Annotated in this window: 15 protein-coding genes; 8 read left to right on the forward strand and 7 right to left on the reverse strand. The window is 62.3% G+C overall.

Features of this window, described 5'->3' with window-relative positions; translation table 11 throughout:
• Positions 1 to 386: 386 nt before the first annotated feature.
• The 3 genes from GSQ73_RS08220 to GSQ73_RS08230 form a co-directional block, all read right to left on the reverse strand.
• Complete coding sequence (locus GSQ73_RS08220) at positions 387 to 2,462, reverse strand: prolyl oligopeptidase family serine peptidase (RefSeq protein WP_254063338.1); 2,076 nt, start codon at positions 2,460 to 2,462, stop codon at positions 387 to 389.
• A gap of 215 nt (positions 2,463 to 2,677) precedes the next feature.
• Complete coding sequence (locus tag GSQ73_RS08225; RefSeq protein ID WP_158882879.1) at positions 2,678 to 4,705, reverse strand: sodium-translocating pyrophosphatase; 2,028 nt, start codon at positions 4,703 to 4,705, stop codon at positions 2,678 to 2,680.
• Between the two features lie 174 nt (positions 4,706 to 4,879).
• Positions 4,880 to 5,344 (reverse strand): RcnB family protein, encoded by a 465-nt coding sequence (locus GSQ73_RS08230; protein ID WP_158882881.1) that lies wholly within the window; start codon positions 5,342 to 5,344, stop codon positions 4,880 to 4,882.
• 182 nt (positions 5,345 to 5,526) lie between these two features.
• On the opposite strand from GSQ73_RS08230, the gene GSQ73_RS08235 reads away from it, so the two are divergent.
• Positions 5,527 to 6,294 (forward strand): alpha/beta hydrolase, encoded by a 768-nt coding sequence (locus tag GSQ73_RS08235; protein WP_158882883.1) that lies wholly within the window; start codon positions 5,527 to 5,529, stop codon positions 6,292 to 6,294.
• Between the two features lie 12 nt (positions 6,295 to 6,306).
• On the opposite strand, the gene GSQ73_RS08240 is transcribed toward GSQ73_RS08235, so the two are convergent.
• Positions 6,307 to 7,581: a 6-phosphofructokinase gene (locus GSQ73_RS08240; RefSeq protein WP_158882885.1), complete on the reverse strand. Its 1,275-nt coding sequence runs from the start codon at positions 7,579 to 7,581 to the stop codon at positions 6,307 to 6,309.
• A 190-nt stretch (positions 7,582 to 7,771) separates the two neighbouring features.
• Here GSQ73_RS08240 and GSQ73_RS08245 point away from each other — a divergent pair, with 190 nt between their 5' ends.
• From GSQ73_RS08245 to GSQ73_RS08270, 6 genes are all read left to right on the forward strand, one after another.
• Positions 7,772 to 8,356 carry an adenylate kinase gene (locus GSQ73_RS08245; protein ID WP_158882887.1) on the forward strand — a complete coding sequence of 195 codons (585 nt, stop codon included), beginning with the start codon at positions 7,772 to 7,774 and terminating at the stop codon, positions 8,354 to 8,356.
• Between the two features lie 46 nt (positions 8,357 to 8,402).
• Positions 8,403 to 9,761 (forward strand): UDP-N-acetylmuramate:L-alanyl-gamma-D-glutamyl-meso-diaminopimelate ligase, encoded by a 1,359-nt coding sequence (mpl, locus tag GSQ73_RS08250; protein WP_158882889.1) that lies wholly within the window; start codon positions 8,403 to 8,405, stop codon positions 9,759 to 9,761.
• A 55-nt stretch (positions 9,762 to 9,816) separates the two neighbouring features.
• Positions 9,817 to 10,419, forward strand: a complete 603-nt coding sequence (locus GSQ73_RS08255) for an LON peptidase substrate-binding domain-containing protein (protein ID WP_158882891.1) — start codon at positions 9,817 to 9,819, stop codon at positions 10,417 to 10,419.
• 46 nt (positions 10,420 to 10,465) lie between these two features.
• The gene (locus tag GSQ73_RS08260) at positions 10,466 to 11,284 is read left to right on the forward strand and encodes an NAD(P)-dependent oxidoreductase (protein ID WP_158882893.1); all 819 of its coding nucleotides are present in this window, start codon (positions 10,466 to 10,468) and stop codon (positions 11,282 to 11,284) included.
• A 99-nt stretch (positions 11,285 to 11,383) separates the two neighbouring features.
• A complete protein-coding gene (locus tag GSQ73_RS08265; RefSeq protein ID WP_158882896.1) occupies positions 11,384 to 12,619 on the forward strand; it encodes an acetylornithine/succinyldiaminopimelate transaminase in 1,236 nt (411 codons plus the stop codon).
• Between the two features lie 42 nt (positions 12,620 to 12,661).
• On the forward strand, positions 12,662 to 13,081 hold the full coding sequence (locus GSQ73_RS08270) for a lactoylglutathione lyase (protein ID WP_158882898.1): 420 nt from the start codon (positions 12,662 to 12,664) through the stop codon (positions 13,079 to 13,081).
• Positions 13,082 to 13,099: 18 nt separating this feature from the next.
• On the opposite strand, the gene hemL is transcribed toward GSQ73_RS08270, so the two are convergent.
• Both hemL and thiE read right to left on the reverse strand, forming a co-directional pair.
• A complete protein-coding gene (gene hemL, locus GSQ73_RS08275; RefSeq protein ID WP_158882900.1) occupies positions 13,100 to 14,383 on the reverse strand; it encodes a glutamate-1-semialdehyde 2,1-aminomutase in 1,284 nt (427 codons plus the stop codon).
• Positions 14,380 to 15,012 carry a thiamine phosphate synthase gene (thiE, locus tag GSQ73_RS08280; protein WP_254063333.1) on the reverse strand — a complete coding sequence of 211 codons (633 nt, stop codon included), beginning with the start codon at positions 15,010 to 15,012 and terminating at the stop codon, positions 14,380 to 14,382. The genes hemL and thiE overlap by 4 nt, the downstream gene beginning before the upstream one ends.
• A 104-nt stretch (positions 15,013 to 15,116) precedes the next feature.
• Here thiE and GSQ73_RS08285 point away from each other — a divergent pair, with 104 nt between their 5' ends.
• Positions 15,117 to 15,311, forward strand: a complete 195-nt coding sequence (locus tag GSQ73_RS08285) for a rubredoxin (RefSeq protein WP_158882904.1) — start codon at positions 15,117 to 15,119, stop codon at positions 15,309 to 15,311.
• Positions 15,312 to 15,530: 219 nt separating this feature from the next.
• On the opposite strand, the gene GSQ73_RS08290 is transcribed toward GSQ73_RS08285, so the two are convergent.
• Positions 15,531 to 15,980: a DUF192 domain-containing protein gene (locus GSQ73_RS08290; RefSeq protein ID WP_158882906.1), complete on the reverse strand. Its 450-nt coding sequence runs from the start codon at positions 15,978 to 15,980 to the stop codon at positions 15,531 to 15,533.
• Between the last annotated feature and the right edge of the window lie 276 nt (positions 15,981 to 16,256).

The raw sequence follows: 16,256 nt of genomic DNA on the forward strand, positions 1-16,256 counted from the left end.
CTTATTCGTAGGGTATGCACGCTGCACAAAGCGATACATAGCCAATTCGACGGAACTTGCTGAGGCCAATTCACGAACGTGTTTTGCGCGTGCGACGACGCACGCGCGAATTGAGTTGGGTCAAGTGCCGCAAGGGCCAGAGGTTCGTGCCTCTGTATTTTGTGCAATGGCATGCGCTGCATCGCGATGCCATGCGCCAAAGACGTCTTCGATGCGCCATGCGACGGAGAAATCACGTCGCGCGCTGAAGGCGGGTTTTGAAACGAACGAAATATGAGGGAAGGAACGGCCGCGGAAAAACCACGCCATTGGCCATGAAATAAAAACGAAGCTGCCCGGAATGGACGTCCATTCCGGGCAGCTTTATCACAAAGGTATAACGGGACTTATTTCAGCTGATCCCATAGAAAATCATAGGCGAGCGCGTGCATCAGGGCGGCCTGCTTGTTGTCCGCACCCGCACCGTGACCGCCTTCGAGGTTCTCGTAGAACCACACATTGTTGTGGCCCATCGATTGCATCTTCGCGGCCATCTTGCGCGCCTGTACCGGGCCGACGCGATCATCGCTGGTAGTGGTGTAGAAAAGCACCGGTGGATAGTGGCCGTCTTTTTTCACGTTCTGGTACGGCGAGAAAGTCTGGATGAATTTCCAGTCGTCGGTGTCGGGGTTGCCGTATTCGGCCATCCACGACGCGCCTGCGGAAAGATGTGTGTAACGCTTCATGTCGAGCAGCGGCACTTCGCAGGCAATCGCGCCGAACAGTTGCGGATAAAGCGTCAGCATGTTGCCCATCAGCAAACCGCCATTGCTGCCGCCTTCGGCGCCGAGATGTTTCGCGGATGTCACGCCACGCTTCACCAGATCATTCGCCACCGCGGCGAAATCTTCATACGCGCGCGGACGATTGGCCTTCAGTGCAGCCTGATGCCATTGAGGGCCGTACTCGCCGCCGCCACGGATATTGGCGATCACATACACGCCGCCGCGTTGCAACCACGCGCGCCCGACGCTGCCGCTATAGAACGGTTGCAGCGATACCTCGAAGCCGCCGTAGCCATACAACAACGTGCGATTCGAACCGTCCATTTTCATGCCTTTCGGCGCGATCTCGAAGTAGGGCACGCGGGTGCCGTCTTTCGATGCGACAAAGTGCTGGCTCACGTCGAACTTCGATGCGTCGAAGAATGCCGGGCCCTGCTTCAACGTTTCGGCCGGCACGCTGCCAAGCACGCCGCGTTGAAGTGTCGAAGGTGCCAGGAAACCGGTGACGTCCAGCCAGTATTCGTCGCTGTTGTCTGGATCGGTGTCGGCTACGCTGATCGTGCTCATCGCCGGCGAACCCGGCACGGTTTCGCGTTTCCAGTCGCCGGCTTGCGGCGTGAGCACTTCGAGCTTGCTCTTGACGTCGTCGAGCACGTCGAGGATCAGGTGATGCTGCGTCCAGTTGTACGACGCCAGCGAGGTGTGCGCGTCGGGCTTGAACAGCACGGTGAAGGCTGGCTTGCCGGCCATGAAGTCGTCGAACTTCGTCGCGAGCAACGCACCGGATGGATACGTGGCACCGCCGATCGTCCATGCCGACCGCGTCTGCACCAGCAGCCATTCGCGATGTGCGTCTGCAGTTGCATCGGTCGGCACATCGACGTGTTTCAACTGATCGCCGACGCGCTGGTACAACTCGCTGTGGAAGAAATCGGTGGCGACGGAAACGAAGTCGCGCTCGAAACCCACGGTGCGATCGTGCGACGCGCCGATCGCAAGGTCGGTGGTCTTGCCTTCGTATACCGTCTTGGCGGACGACAGCGGCGTGCCGCGCTTCCATTCCTTGACGATGCGCGGATAGCTCGATTCGGTCATCGATCCGGGGCCGAAATCGGTGCCGACGTAAAGAGTGTTCTCGTCGATCCAGCTGGCTTCGGTCTTGGCGATCGGCAGGTCGAAGCCGTTTTTCACAAACGACTTGGCGGGGATGTCGAACTCGCGCACGGCCACCGCGTCGCCGCCATCGGGCGATAGCGAAAGCAGGCAGCGATCGTATTTCGGCTTCAGGCATTGCGCGCCCTTGAACACCCAGCGCTTGTTCTCGGACTTGTTCAGCGCGTCGATGTCCAGCAGCACTTCCCATGCCGGACTGGTCTTGCGGTATTCGGCCAGCGTGGTACGACGCCAGATGCCGCGCGGGTTCGCCTTGTCGCGCCAGAAGTTGTAGAGGTAATCACCCATGCGGTTGACGTCGGGAATGCGCGCATCCGAGTCCATCACCTCAAGGAGGCTGTCGCGGGTCTTCACGAATTCGGCGTTATCGACAAACTGCTTCGTCGTTACCGCGTTCTCTTTCTTGACCCAGTCCATCGAGCGCGTGGCATGGATGTCTTCCAGCCACAGGAAGGGGTCGTCGCTCGTCGCAGCGTCCGTGGCCGCCTTGGCGGGCTTGTTGTTGCTGGCATCGGCATGGTTCATGCCCGCCAGTGTGACGCCGAGTACCAGCATCAGCCAGACCGGTTTCATGGTGTCCCCTCCTCGTGTGAATGCAGCCTGCGTGGAATGCAGCGAATGATGGCCGCATTCGATCGAGCGTAACCGCAGGTGTGGGCGTTTGCCCATGACTAAAGTCAGGGCCAGGAAACAGAAATCCCGCCGAAGCGGGATGCCTGTCGAGCCTGCGGTCGTGTGGCTTACAGCAGCGGAATCATCAGCAGCGCGACGATGTTGATGATCTTGATCAACGGATTCACGGCCGGGCCTGCGGTGTCCTTGTAAGGATCGCCGACGGTATCGCCGGTCACCGCCGCCTTGTGCGCTTCGGAACCCTTGCCGCCGTGATGACCGTCCTCGATGTACTTCTTGGCGTTGTCCCACGCACCGCCACCGGTAGTCATCGAGATCGCCACGAACAGGCCGGTAACGATGGTGCCGATCAGCACGCCACCAAGCGCCTTCGGGCCGAGCAGCAGGCCGACCACGATCGGTACCGCTACAGGCAGAAGCGAGGGCACGATCATTTCGCGAATCGCCGACTTTGTCAGCATGTCGACCGCGCGCGAGTATTCCGGCTTGGCTGTGCCGAGCATGATGCCGGGGATATCGCGGAACTGCCGGCGTACTTCTTCCACCACCGCGCCAGCGGCGCGGCCCACGGCTTCCATTGCCATCGCACCGAACAGGTACGGGATCAGGCCGCCGATCAGCAGGCCGATGATCACCATGTGGTCGGAGAGATCAAACGCGAACGTCTGGCCTGGGTGGCTCGCCTGCAGGTTGTGCGTGTAATCGGCAAACAGCACCAGTGCAGCCAGCGCGGCCGAACCGATCGCGTAGCCCTTGGTCACCGCCTTGGTGGTGTTGCCGACCGCGTCGAGCGGGTCGGTGACGCCGCGTACTTCTGGCGGCAGGTCGGCCATCTCGGCGATGCCGCCGGCGTTGTCGGTGATCGGGCCGTAGGCGTCCAGCGCCACGATCATGCCGGCCATCGACAGCATGGCGGTGGCGGCGATCGCGATGCCGTACAGGCCACCGAGATAGTTCGCGCCCCAGATCGCGATGCAAATCACCACCACCGGCATCGCGGTCGATTTCATCGACACACCCAGGCCCGCGATGATGTTGGTGCCGTGGCCGGTGGTCGATGCGGCGGCGATGTGCTGCACGGGGCCGTATTGCGTGCCGGTGTAGAACTCCGTGATCCACACGATCGCGCCGGTCAGCGCTAACCCGATCAGCGAACAGCCCCACAGGTTGAACGAGCCGTGGCTGAAGCCACCCATCAACTGCGAGGTAATCGGGTAGAACGCGGCCGCGGCGAGTACCGCCGAAACGATCACGCCTTTGTACAGCGCGCCCATGATCGAGCCGCCTTCCTTCACCTTGACGAACAGCGTGCCGATGATCGAGGCGATGATCGACACCGCGCCGAGCAGCAGCGGATAAAGCACTGCGTTCGGGCCGACGTCGCCAATCATCAAGCCGCCGAGCAGCATGGTGGCGATCACGGTGACCGCGTAGGTTTCGAACAAGTCAGCGGCCATGCCGGCGCAGTCACCGACGTTGTCGCCGACGTTGTCGGCAATCACTGCAGGGTTGCGCGGGTCATCCTCGGGAATGCCGGCTTCGACCTTGCCGACCAGGTCGGCGCCGACATCCGCGCCCTTGGTGAAGATGCCGCCGCCCAGGCGCGCGAAGATCGAGATCAGCGAGCTGCCGAAGGCGAGGCCCACCAGCGCATGCAATGCGGCGTCGCCGCTGATGCCGAAGTGCTGCAGCAATAGCCAGTAACCGGCGACGCCGAGCAGGGCCAGGCCCACCACCAGCATGCCGGTGATCGCGCCACCGCGGAACGCCACATCCATCGCCTTGCTCAGGCCATGTCTTGCCGCTTCGGCAGTACGCACGTTGGCGCGTACCGACACGTTCATGCCGATGTAGCCAGCGGCGCCGGAAAGAACCGCGCCGAGCACGAAACCAATGGCCGTCGGCCAGCCGAGGAAGAAGCCGATCAGCAGCAACAACACCACGCCGACGATCCCGATCGTGGTGTATTGGCGGTTGAGGTACGCGCGCGCGCCTTCCTGGATGGCGGCCGCGATCTCCTGCATCCGCTCGTTGCCCGGCGATTGCGCCAGGATCCAGCGCGCCGAAAGCGCGCCATACAAAACCGCCACGACCGCACACGCCATTACGATCCACCAGCCATACTGCTGCAGCATCGGAGCCTCCCCATGGGTTGTCAGTGGCCGTCCGGAACGGGCGGTCCTTCCGAGTATAGGCAGACGTTGCCGCTGAAACTGTTGTGCGGCGCAACGATTCGACTTTCGGCATTGATGAAACGAAAAAGGCCATGCACGCGTGCATGGCCTTCGTCGTCTGAAATTACGCCGGCGTCAGTGCGCGACCATGTCCAGGATGATGCCGGTGCTGACGGCGACCAGCAGGAAGCCGTCGTCGGCCCGAACCCAGCGATAGCCGTACGGCGGTCGACGCAGATGGTAGTAGTCCCAGTTGCCCACCACATAAGTGGGGCCGTAATAACGATGGCCGCGCTCCCAGTGTCCCCGATACGGACCCGGGTGACCGTAATAGCCCGGATGACCGTAATAACGCGGGGCCGGGGCCGGGCGGTAACCGTAGCCGCGATGATCGTCGCCATGAAAGCGATGGTCGTCATGGCCGCGATCGTTGCCGCGATGGTCGTCGTGGCCGCGGTCGTTTCCATGATGATCGTCGTGCCCACGGTCGTGTCCGTGGTCACCGCCGCGATCGTTTCCGTGGTCGTGATCCTGTGCGAGCGCAATGCTGCCCGAGGTGAGCAGGGCAACGCCAATAAGCAGACGGTGTACGAGTTTCATCATTGATCTCCTTGACCGGGCCGTGTCGACCCGGTTGAGCGCATCGTAGAAAGCTGCGGCTGAATGGGAGGGCCTTTCGCCGCACGCGTTTTTCAGGTTTCGGTCAGCTAGCGGGAACGGCGGGTTCCTGGTGTTGCCTTACGATTTTGCAGCTAGGCTGCGACCGTGCACGAGGGGAAGATATGTTCTGGCGCGTGATGGGCGTGTTCGCGGGATTGCTGCTGGTTCTGTATGCCACGTTCTGCACGTATCTCTATTTCGCGCAGCGACATGTGCTTTATCAGCCCGGCGCGAGCTGGCTGGTTCGCCAGACACCGGACTTCAACCTGCACCGCGGTTCTGTGGTATTGCGCGGCTGGGTATTGAACCCGGGTCGGCCCAAAGCACTGTTGTATTTCGGTGGCAACGGCGAGCGCATCGAGGATCGACGCGACGACATCGCGCGATGGTTTCCGGATCGCACCGTGTATCTGTTGCCTTATCGCGGCTACGCAATGAGTGGCGGCGAGCCGACCGAGGATGCGTTGGTCCATGACGCGCAGGCGCTGTTCGACGAAGCAGCCCGACATCACACCAACGTTGCCGTGATCGGTCGCAGCCTGGGCAGCGGCGTGGCCGTTCAACTCGCGGCGCATCGACCGGTCGAGCGGTTGGTGCTGGTCACGCCGTTTGACAGCATGCTGCGCGTGGCACAGACGCAATATCCTTTCGCGCCGGTGCGCTGGCTACTGAAAGACCGCTATGAATCTTCGCGCTACGCGGTCTTGATCCGTTGTCCGGTACTCGTGCTTCGCGCCGATGACGACCTGCTGGTGACGGCCGATCGCACCGCGTCGCTCGTCGCCAGTTTCCCGATCACGCCACAGCAGGTCGTGATCGAAGGCGAGGGACACAACACGATCCAGGACGACCCCGAGTACGAGCGCGCACTCAAGTCGTTTCTGCGATGACGCGAACGAGCGTCATCGCCCGAAGTGTTCGAGTTTCTGTTTCACGCCGAGATTTTTCAGCGTGACGTAGGTCGGCAATCCGTTCTTACCGTAAGGCAGCGGCGCTTCACCCTGGATCAGCGGCGCGAGGTAGCGACGTGCGGCGGCGGTGATGCCAAAGCCGTCGCGGGTGATGAAGTTTTTCGGCATCTTTTTTTCGTGGTTGGCGACCTTGAGCAGCGGCGCCGGCTCGATTTTCCAGCGATACGGCGCGTCGCTGGTGCGCACGATCACCGGCATCACCGCGTTCAAGCCGGCGAGCGCGTAATCGACGGCCGCCTTGCCGACCGCGTAGGCCTGATCGGCATCCACTTTCGACGCTGCGTGGCGCGCGGAGCGTTGAAGGTAATCGGGAAGTGCCCAGTGATATTTGTAGCCAAGCTTTTCCTTCACCAGCGCTGCCAGCACCGGCGCGACGCCGCCGAGTTGTGCATGGCCGAACGCATCGCGCGTGCCCGCTTCAGCGAGGAACTGGCCCGCTGCGTTACGCACGCCTTCGGAGGCGACGACGGTGCACCAGCCCACGCGTTCGATGGTGGCTTTTACCTTGGCGAGGAAAGCCTTTTCATCGAACACGTTTTCCGGAAACAGGATGATATGCGGCGCCGTGTCTGCGCCTTCGCCCGCGAGTCCCGCGGCGGCGGCGATCCAGCCGGCGTGGCGACCCATCACTTCGAGGATGAACACCTTGGTCGAGGTTTCGGACATCGAGGCGACATCGAGGCTCGCTTCCAGCGTGGAGATCGCCGTGTACTTGGCGACCGAGCCGAAGCCGGGGCAGCAGTCGGTCACGGCGAGATCGTTGTCGACCGTCTTGGGCACCCCGATGCAGCGGATGTCGTAATCCATCGCCTTGCCGAGCTGCGAAATCTTCAGCGCGGTATCGGCCGAGTCGTTGCCGCCGTTGTAGAGAAACCAGCGGATGTCGTGCGCGCGGAACACGTCGATGAGTCGCGCGTACTCGGCGCGGTTTTCTTCCAGCGATTTCAGCTTGTAGCGGCACGAACCGAACGCGCCGCCGGGCGTGTGGCGCAGCGCGGTGATGGCCGATCTGGTTTCCTTAGAGGTATCGATCAGTTCCTCGCGCAACGCGCCGAGAATGCCGTTGCGCGCGGCGAAGACTTTCACGCCCTTGGCGCGCGCCGCTTCGATCACGCCGGCGGCGGTGGCGTTGATCACGGCGGTCACGCCGCCGGATTGTGCGTAGAGAAGATTGCCGGTGACGGCGGGGCGGCGGCTGGAACTCATGGGAATCCTCGATCGGGCGACAACGGGGCGATGATGATCAACGCCAAACCTTTCGGCGACAAGCACTTGGCCGCGGCAGTGTGATGCAACTGTTTGACGGCACCGGGTGCAGACGCTAATTTGGCGTTCAATTCTGGGAATCTGGCGGGCTGTTGCAGTGTGCGGCGGCCCGTCAAACTTGTGGAGCATTATGCGACTTGTCCTACTTGGAGCGCCCGGATCGGGCAAAGGCACGCAAGCGGCCCGGCTGAAAACGGAGCTGGGTGTGCCGCACATCTCCACGGGCGACATGTTGCGAGCCGCAGTTGCCGCCGGTACCGCGATGGGACGCAAGGCCAAGGCAGTGATGGACGCCGGCCAACTGGTTTCCGACGACATCCTCCTCGGCATGCTGGAAGAACGGCTGGCGCAGGACGATGCGAAGGCCGGCTTCATCCTCGACGGTTATCCGCGCAATCTCGCCCAGGCCGACGCGCTCGATCACCTGCTGGCCAAGATCGGCCAGCCGCTCGACGCCGTGGTCAAGCTCGACGTACCGAACGAAGCGATCATCAATCGCTGCGAAATCCGCTTCAAGGCGGAACATCGTGCAGACGACAACCCCGACACGGTGCGCAAGCGCCTGGCGATCTACGCCGAGCAGACCGCGCCGGTGGCGGATTTCTACGCGCGTCGCGGCAAGCTTCAGGCCGTCGATGGCGTGGGTGAACTGGGCGAAGTCACTGCACGCGTCAAGCGCGCTCTCGAGAACGAATCGGCCGCCGCCAACGGCTGACACGCACTCTCCGATCGCGAGAGTGCTTCAAGGAATTTCCGCCACCATGCGTCTGCATATCCTCGGCATCTGCGGCACCTTCATGGGCGGCGTCGCCGCGCTCGCGCGCGAGCTGGGCCACACGGTCGAAGGTTCCGACGCCAGCGTCTACCCGCCGATGAGCACGCAACTTGAAGCACTCGGCATCCAGCTGATGCGCGGTTATTCAGCGGAGCATCTGCAGCCTTCTCCTGATCTCGTGGTCGTCGGCAACGCGATGACGCGCGGCAACCCCGCGGTCGAATACATGCTGGACGAACGCCTGCGCTATATCTCCGGTCCGCAGTGGTTGGGCGAAACGGTGCTGGCCGATCGCGATGTGCTCGCAGTCGCCGGCACCCACGGCAAAACCACCACGACAAGCCTGCTTGCGCACCTGCTCGAAGAGGCAGGGCTGGCACCGGGTTTTCTGGTCGGCGGCGTGCCGGGAAATTTCGGCGTATCGGCACGGCTCGGTGACGGCCGTCCCTTCGTCATCGAGGCGGACGAATACGACACTGCGTTCTTCGACAAGCGCAGCAAGTTCGTGCACTACCGGCCGCGCATTGCGATCCTCAACAACCTGGAATACGACCACGCCGACATCTTTCCGGATGTCGCGGCGATCCAGCGCCAATTCCATCATCTCGTGCGCACGGTGCCGGCAAATGGACGTCTGATCGTGAATGCCGCCGATGAACGTTTGGCCGAAGTGCTGGCCATGGGTTGCTGGACGCCGGTGGAGACCTTCGGCATCGGCCGTGGCGACTGGCAGGCCACGCTGGTGGAAGCGGATGGATCGGTGTTCACCGTGCACCGTCGCGGCGAACTCATCGGCGACATCCGCTGGTCGCTGCTCGGAAATCACAGCGTGACGAACGCGCTGGCCGCGCTGGCGGCAGCGTCCGCAATCGGCGCTGATGCGCGCGCGCTGTTGCCCGCATTCGCCACCTTCGAAAGCGTCAAGCGACGGATGGAAATGGTCGGCGAGGTCAACGACATACGCGTCTACGACGATTTCGCGCATCACCCCACCGCCATCGCCACCACGCTGGCTGGCCTGCGCGCGAAGGTGGGCGATTCACGCATCCTGGTGGCGCTGGAACCACGTTCCAATTCCATGCGCCAAGGCGCACACACCGACGCGCTGGCGCCCTCATTGTGCAATGCCGACGCGGTGGTCTTTCTGCATCGGCCGGAGCTCCCGTGGGATGCCGGAAAAATCACCGATGCACTCGGCGGTCGCGGCATCGCTGCGGCCAGCGTGGATGCGTTGATCGATGCCTTGCATGCGCAGGCGAAGCCTGGCGATCAGGTGATCTTCATGTCCAACGGCGGCTTTGAGAATGCACCGCGCCGCTTCGTGGAAAGTCTCCGCGGCGGTTGAGCGCCTTGTGATGCGCGCGCTGCCAGAGCTCGGGCACAATGGCTAGACTTGCGACATGGTCAGCCAGATTCCTCTCATCGAGTTGCCGCTGTTTCCGCTGTCGACCGTGCTGTTTCCGGGCAGCGAATTGCAGTTGCGCATCTTCGAGCCGCGCTATCTCGATCTGGTGCGCGAGTGCACGCGCCATGGCACCGGCTTTGGCGTGTGTCTGATTCTTCAAGGCAACGAAACCGGCGCACCGGCGTTGCCGGCCGCCGTGGGCACGATCGCACGCATCACTGATTTCCACAGCGGCGAGGATGGACTGCTCGGCATCGTCGCCATCGGCGGATCGCGTTTTCGTGTCGCGCGCAGCCGCATTCGCAGCGACGGTTTGTTGCGCGGAGATGCGGAGATCTGGCCAGACGAACCGGAGCAACCGGTGCCGGTGGAGTTCGCTTTGCTGCAAAGCATTCTCGAGCGGCTGATCGAAACAATGGGACCGCAGTGGCGTGATGCGCCGCGCAGTACGTACGACGATGCGAGCTGGGTCGGATTCCGCCTCGCCGAATTGCTGCCGCTCGATGCGAGCGAGCAGCAGCACATGCTGGAACTGACCGATCCGCTGATTCGCCTCGCCGAACTGCGCGATATCCTGCCGCGTTTCCAGAAGCCCTGACGCGTCGGCGCTAGACTCCACGTTCTATCCGACGGAGTTGAAGCGCATGGCCAGCCTGGCAGGCAAGACGTTGTTCATCACCGGCGCGTCGCGTGGCATCGGCTTGGCGATTGCGCTGCGCGCTGCGCGTGATGGCGCGAATATCGTGATCGCAGCGAAGAGCAACGTGCCGAATCCGAAACTTCCCGGCACGATCCACAGCGCTGCTGCGCAGGTCGAAGCGGCGGGCGGCAAGGCGCTCGCGCTGCAGGTGGATATTCGCGAGGAATGCCAGGTGCGCGACGCGGCGGCGCAGGCAGCCGAACATTTTGGTGGCATCGACATCGTGGTCAACAACGCCAGCGCGATCTGGCTCGCCGGCACGGCCGACACGCCGATGAAGCGATTCGACCTGATGCATCAGGTGAACACCCGCGGCACATTTCTGGTCACGCAAAGCTGCCTGCCGTATCTGAAACAGGCGACGAATCCGCACGTGCTGATGCTGTCGCCGCCGCCGAATCTCGATGCGAAATGGTTTGCACCGCACACCGCGTACACCATCGCCAAGTACGGCATGAGCCTGTGCGTGCTCGGCATGAGCGCGGAGTTCGCCGAAGCGGGCATCGCGGTGAATGCGTTGTGGCCGCGTACGGTGATCGCGACGGCGGCGATCGCGATGATCGACGGCGTGCAGGTCGAGCACTGTCGCAAGCCGGATATCGTTGCCGACGCCGCGCATGCGTTGCTGCTACGCCCGGCGCGCGAATACACCGGACATTTCGCCATCGACGAAGAGATTCTGCGCGAAGCAGGCGTGACTGATTTCGAGAGCTACGCCATGCAATCCGGCGCGAACTTGCTGCCCGATCTTTTTCTCGATTGAGCAGAACGTCAACGGTTGTGGCGTGTGAAAATTCTACGTCGTCCCGATGCAGTCCATCGATTCCACCACGGGCATCGCAGGTCGATGCCGGAGCAAGCCATGCAACCACAAGTGACTGATGCCTCGCCGCTGATCGATCTCGGCAAGCGCTACTGGCTGCCGGTGTACAAGCCGCGGGATGTAGTGCTTGATCACGGCCTGGGTGCGCGCGTCTGGGACACGCAAGGTCGCGACTACGTGGATTTCGGCGCGGGCATCGCGGTGAATGCGCTCGGCCATCAGGATCCCGATCTGCTGGCCGCGCTGCACGAACAGTCGCGCAAGCTGTGGCACGCGAGCAACGTGTTCTACACCGAGCCGCCGTTGCGATTGGCCGAAGAACTGGTGAATGCCTCGGGTTTTGCCGAACGCGTGTTCCTGTGCAATTCCGGCGCGGAAGCGAACGAGGCAGCGATCAAATTGGCGCGTAAGTGGGCCGCTGCACAAGGGCGACCGCCAGAACGCCGCACGATCATCACGTTCAAGGGTTCCTTTCACGGGCGCACACTGGCGACAGTCACCGCCACGGCGCAACCCAAATATCAGGAAGGCTACGAACCGTTGCCCGGCGGTTTCCGCTATGTCGATTTCAATGACATCGAGGCGCTGGAGCGCGCGTTCGACGCCGATGATGTCGCGGCCGTGATGCTTGAGCCGGTGCAGGGCGAAGGCGGCGTGCTGCCGGCAGCTGACGGATTCATCGGGAAGGTTCGCGAACTCTGCGACGCGCACGATGCGTTGCTGATCTTCGACGAAATCCAGTGCGGCATGGGCCGCACTGGCAAGCTGTTTGCGCACATGCACGACAACGTGCAGCCCGACATCGTCACGCTCGCCAAGGCACTCGGCTGCGGCTTTCCGATCGGCGCGATGCTGGCTGGATCGAAGGTGGCTGAGGTGATGCAGTACGGCGCGCATGGCACGACCTTTGGCGGCAATCCGATGGCGTCGGCGGTCGCGCGCGTCGCGCTTGCGAAACTTTCATCCCCAGCGGTGTCGATCAACGTTGAGCGGCAGGCCCACGAATTGCGCGCGGGATTGCAGCGCATCAATGACGAATTGAATCTTTTTTCCGAAGTGCGTGGTCGCGGCCTGATGATCGGCGCGGTGCTTGCGGATGCGCACAAGGGCAAGGCGGGGGAGGTGCTCGATCACGCGGCGGCGAATGGTTTGTTGGTGTTGCAGGCTGGCTCCGACGTGCTGCGTTTCGTGCCGCCACTGACGATTACCGATGAAGAAATGGCCGAGGGGCTCGCGCGTCTGCACACTGCGTTGAGCGACTACGTGGCAGCGTGATGCAATGAACTTCATGCGCGGATCCGACCGGGAGTGCCACCCATGAAATACCTGCACAGCATGGTGCGCGTGCGCGACCTCGATGCTTCGCTGCGTTTCTATTGCGATGGACTGGGTCTGAAGGAAGTGCGCCGCAAGGAAGTTCCGGAAGGTAAGTACACGCTGGTGTTTCTTGCAGCCGCGGAAAGCCCGGAAGCCGAAATCGAACTGACATGGAACTGGGGCGAGCAGGAAGGCTACGGTTCCGCGCGCAACTTCGGCCATCTGGCTTTTCGGGTGGACGACATCTACGCGACCTGCGAACGTCTTCAGTCGATGGGCTGCACGATTCATCGCCCGCCGCGCGACGGACACATGGCGTTCGTTCGTTCACCCGATCTCATTTCGATCGAGCTGTTGCAGGAAGGTCGTCTGCCGCCGCGCGAACCATGGGCGTCGATGGCGAACAGCGGAAACTGGTGAGTCGTTGCTACTGTGCCGTCAGGCGCGTGCTTCGCGCAGCGAGCCACGAGCGGCTTCGAGCGTATCGGCAATATCCTGATCGCTGTGCGCGCTCGACATGAATCCTGCTTCGAACGCGGACGGCGCGAGATACACGCCACGCCGCAACATGCCCTGGAAGAAACGGTTGAATAACGCGACATCAGCAGTGGTCGCCTGCGTGAATGTCGTGACCTTGTCCGCAGTAAAGAACAAGCCGAACATGCCGCCCACGCGATGCGTGCTGAACGCCACACCTTCACCATCGGCGACCGACTGCAACCCATCGGTGAGCAAACGCGTGCGGGCGGCAAGGCGCTCGTGGAAGCCCGGCGCCTGGATCACTTCCAGCATCGCAAGGCCCGCCGCCATCGCCACCGGGTTGCCGCTCAAGGTGCCGGCCTGGTAGATCGGTCCGGACGGCGCGATCTGTTGCATGAGTTCGCGCCGTCCGCCGTACGCGCCGACCGGCATGCCGCCGCCGATGATCTTGCCGAATGTCGTCAGGTCGGGCGTGACGTCGTACAGCGATTGCGCACCGCCGAGCGCGACGCGAAAACCGGTCATGACTTCGTCGAAGATCAACAGCGCGCCGTATTGCGCGCACAGCTCTCGCAGGCCGCGCAGATAGCCGTCCACCGGCGGTATGCAATTCATGTTGCCGGCCACCGGCTCGATGATCAGGCCGGCAACATCGCTGCCGTGATCCGCGAACAGCGTTTTCGCCGCATCAAGATCGTTGAAGGGAAGCGTAAGCGTCAGATCGGCGCTCGCCTTGGGCACGCCCGGCGATGTCGGGACGCCAAAAGTCAGCGCGCCGGAGCCGGCTTTCACGAGGAAGCTGTCGCCGTGTCCGTGATAGCAGCCCTCGAACTTCACGATCTTCGATCGACCTGTGGCGCCGCGCGCCAGCCGGATCGCCGACATCGTCGCTTCGGTGCCGGAATTGACCATGCGCACCATCTCGATGGATGGAATCAGCCGTGTGATGGTCTCGGCCATGGTGACTTCGGCCGCGCACGGCGTGCCGAACGACAGGCCATCTTTCACCGCGCGCTCCACCGCTTCGCGCACGGCGGGATGATTGTGTCCGGCGATCATCGGACCCCACGAGCCGACGTAGTCGATGTATCGCGTGCCTTCGACATCCCACAAATAAGCGCCGTCCGCACGTGCGGTGAAGAACGGTTCGCCGCCCACCGACTTGAACGCGCGCACCGGCGAATTCACGCCGCCCGGCATCAAGGATTGCGCGCGCTGAAAGAGTTCGTGGTTGCTGGTCATGCGGATGTTCCGGGAGAAGTTGAATAAAGCCGGGCGAAGTGTCGCGCGGTCGCCTCGACATCTGCGGCGCCGAATAGCGACGAGATCGCCGCCAGATAGTCCGCGCCGGCGTCGATCAGTGAACTGCCATTGTCCGGCGTGATGCCGCCAATCGCCACTCGCGGCAAGCCGAGCGCGGCGCTTTGCCTCAGCAGATCGATGGACGCGCGTGGTGCCATCGGTTTGGTCGGCGAATGAAAGAACGCGCCGAAACTGATGTAGCTGGCGCCTTCACGCGCTGCGGTTTTCGCCAGATCGAGCGAATCGCGGCAGGCGACGCCGATGATGGCGGCGGGTCCGAACATGGCTCTGGCATCGCGCACACTATCTTCCGCAGTCAGGTGCACGCCGTTCGCGCGCATGCGCACTGCAAGTGCAACGTCCTGGTCGATGATCAACGGGACGGCGTACGTTTCGCAGAGCTGCTTGAGCGCGGCGACCTCGGACTCCCGGCGCGCGGTGTCCGTGCTTTCATCGCGGTACTGGAGCAGCCGAGCGCCACCGGTAAGGGCCTGAGCCACCGCCGCCAGAAGATCAAGACGCGGTCCGTCGGTGATGGCATAAAGGCCGCGATCGGGGAATGGTTTCAACTTCCAACCTCGGTGCAATGCTTGGAGCCGGATCATGGACGCTTTCGCATTGGCCGGCGAGTTGCGAGAATGCTCCATTCAATAGCGATCTGAAGAAACCTGCCATGAGTGAAAGTTCCAACCAAACGCCGTCGCGCAAATGGATGTGCGTTGTCTGCGGATACATCTACGACGAAGCCGCAGGCGTGCCGGATGAGGGGATTCCCGCAGGCACGCGATGGGAGGACGTACCAGAAACGTGGACCTGTCCGGATTGCGGTACCACCAAGGATGACTTCGAAATGATCGAGCTCGACTAGAGCTCGCACCTGCCTGCAAAGCGCCCGTTTCCGCCAGCCTTTTGGCCGCGTCGCCTGCTCTGATGTTCCTGCGCACACCGTTGTCGTGCATGACAAGAGAACATCCTCCATGAAGCAATTCATTCCCTTTGAAGACGACTGGGACGCGCTGGAAAACCTCCGTCTCGAAGATCTGATTCCCTATCGCGTCGGTTTCGTGGACAGCCGCAAGGAATCGGCTCATTGCGCGGTTTCCACGTCTCCATCGATCTTCAACACGTCGCCGGACTGTGCGCCGATGCGACTCGCTGTGCCGGCCGAGAGCTCCAGCACATAGCGCGCCGGGCCTTTGCTGGGATAAGTGGCGCATGGATCCGCCTTGCAGGGCGGAACGTTCTTTTGCGTGGATACCAGTCTGCGGTTCGTATCGAAGTAGAGGATGTCCAGAGGGATGAGGGTGTTCTTCATCCAGAAGCCTCGCGGAGCTGCATCGGGAAACACGAACAGCATTCCGTGGTCTTGTGTGAGCGTCGTGCGGTTCATCAAACCGTATTCGCGACCGGCTTCGTCCGTCACGACTTCCGTAGAGAAATGCTGTCCGCGCAGATCGACGGCGCCGAGTTGATGGCCGATGCGCGCGGTGCACGCTGCCGCGAGCCAGGTCAGAACGAGCGGGAGCAAGTGTTTCATCAGATTCGTGTGAGTTGATAAGCCGATATAGGGTCTGCGACATGTGACTTTGAGGCAAAAGTGTGCACAGCCCCTTCACATGTCAGCCGTGTGGCGCTATGATCTCTACCCCTTCGACGAAAAGCCTGTTCGCGAAGGTGTCGTCAACAGAATCGATTGAAAAATTTCTCTTCGACGCTGTTGACGGCCACTAAAAACGATATAGAATGGGCGGCTCACCCGGGACGAAATGTCTTGGGGCGTCATCGAGGAATCGGTGACAAGTGGTTGATCTTT

The organism is Rhodanobacter sp. L36 (genome assembly GCF_009765755.1).
Classification (GTDB): Bacteria; Pseudomonadota; Gammaproteobacteria; order Xanthomonadales; family Rhodanobacteraceae; genus Rhodanobacter.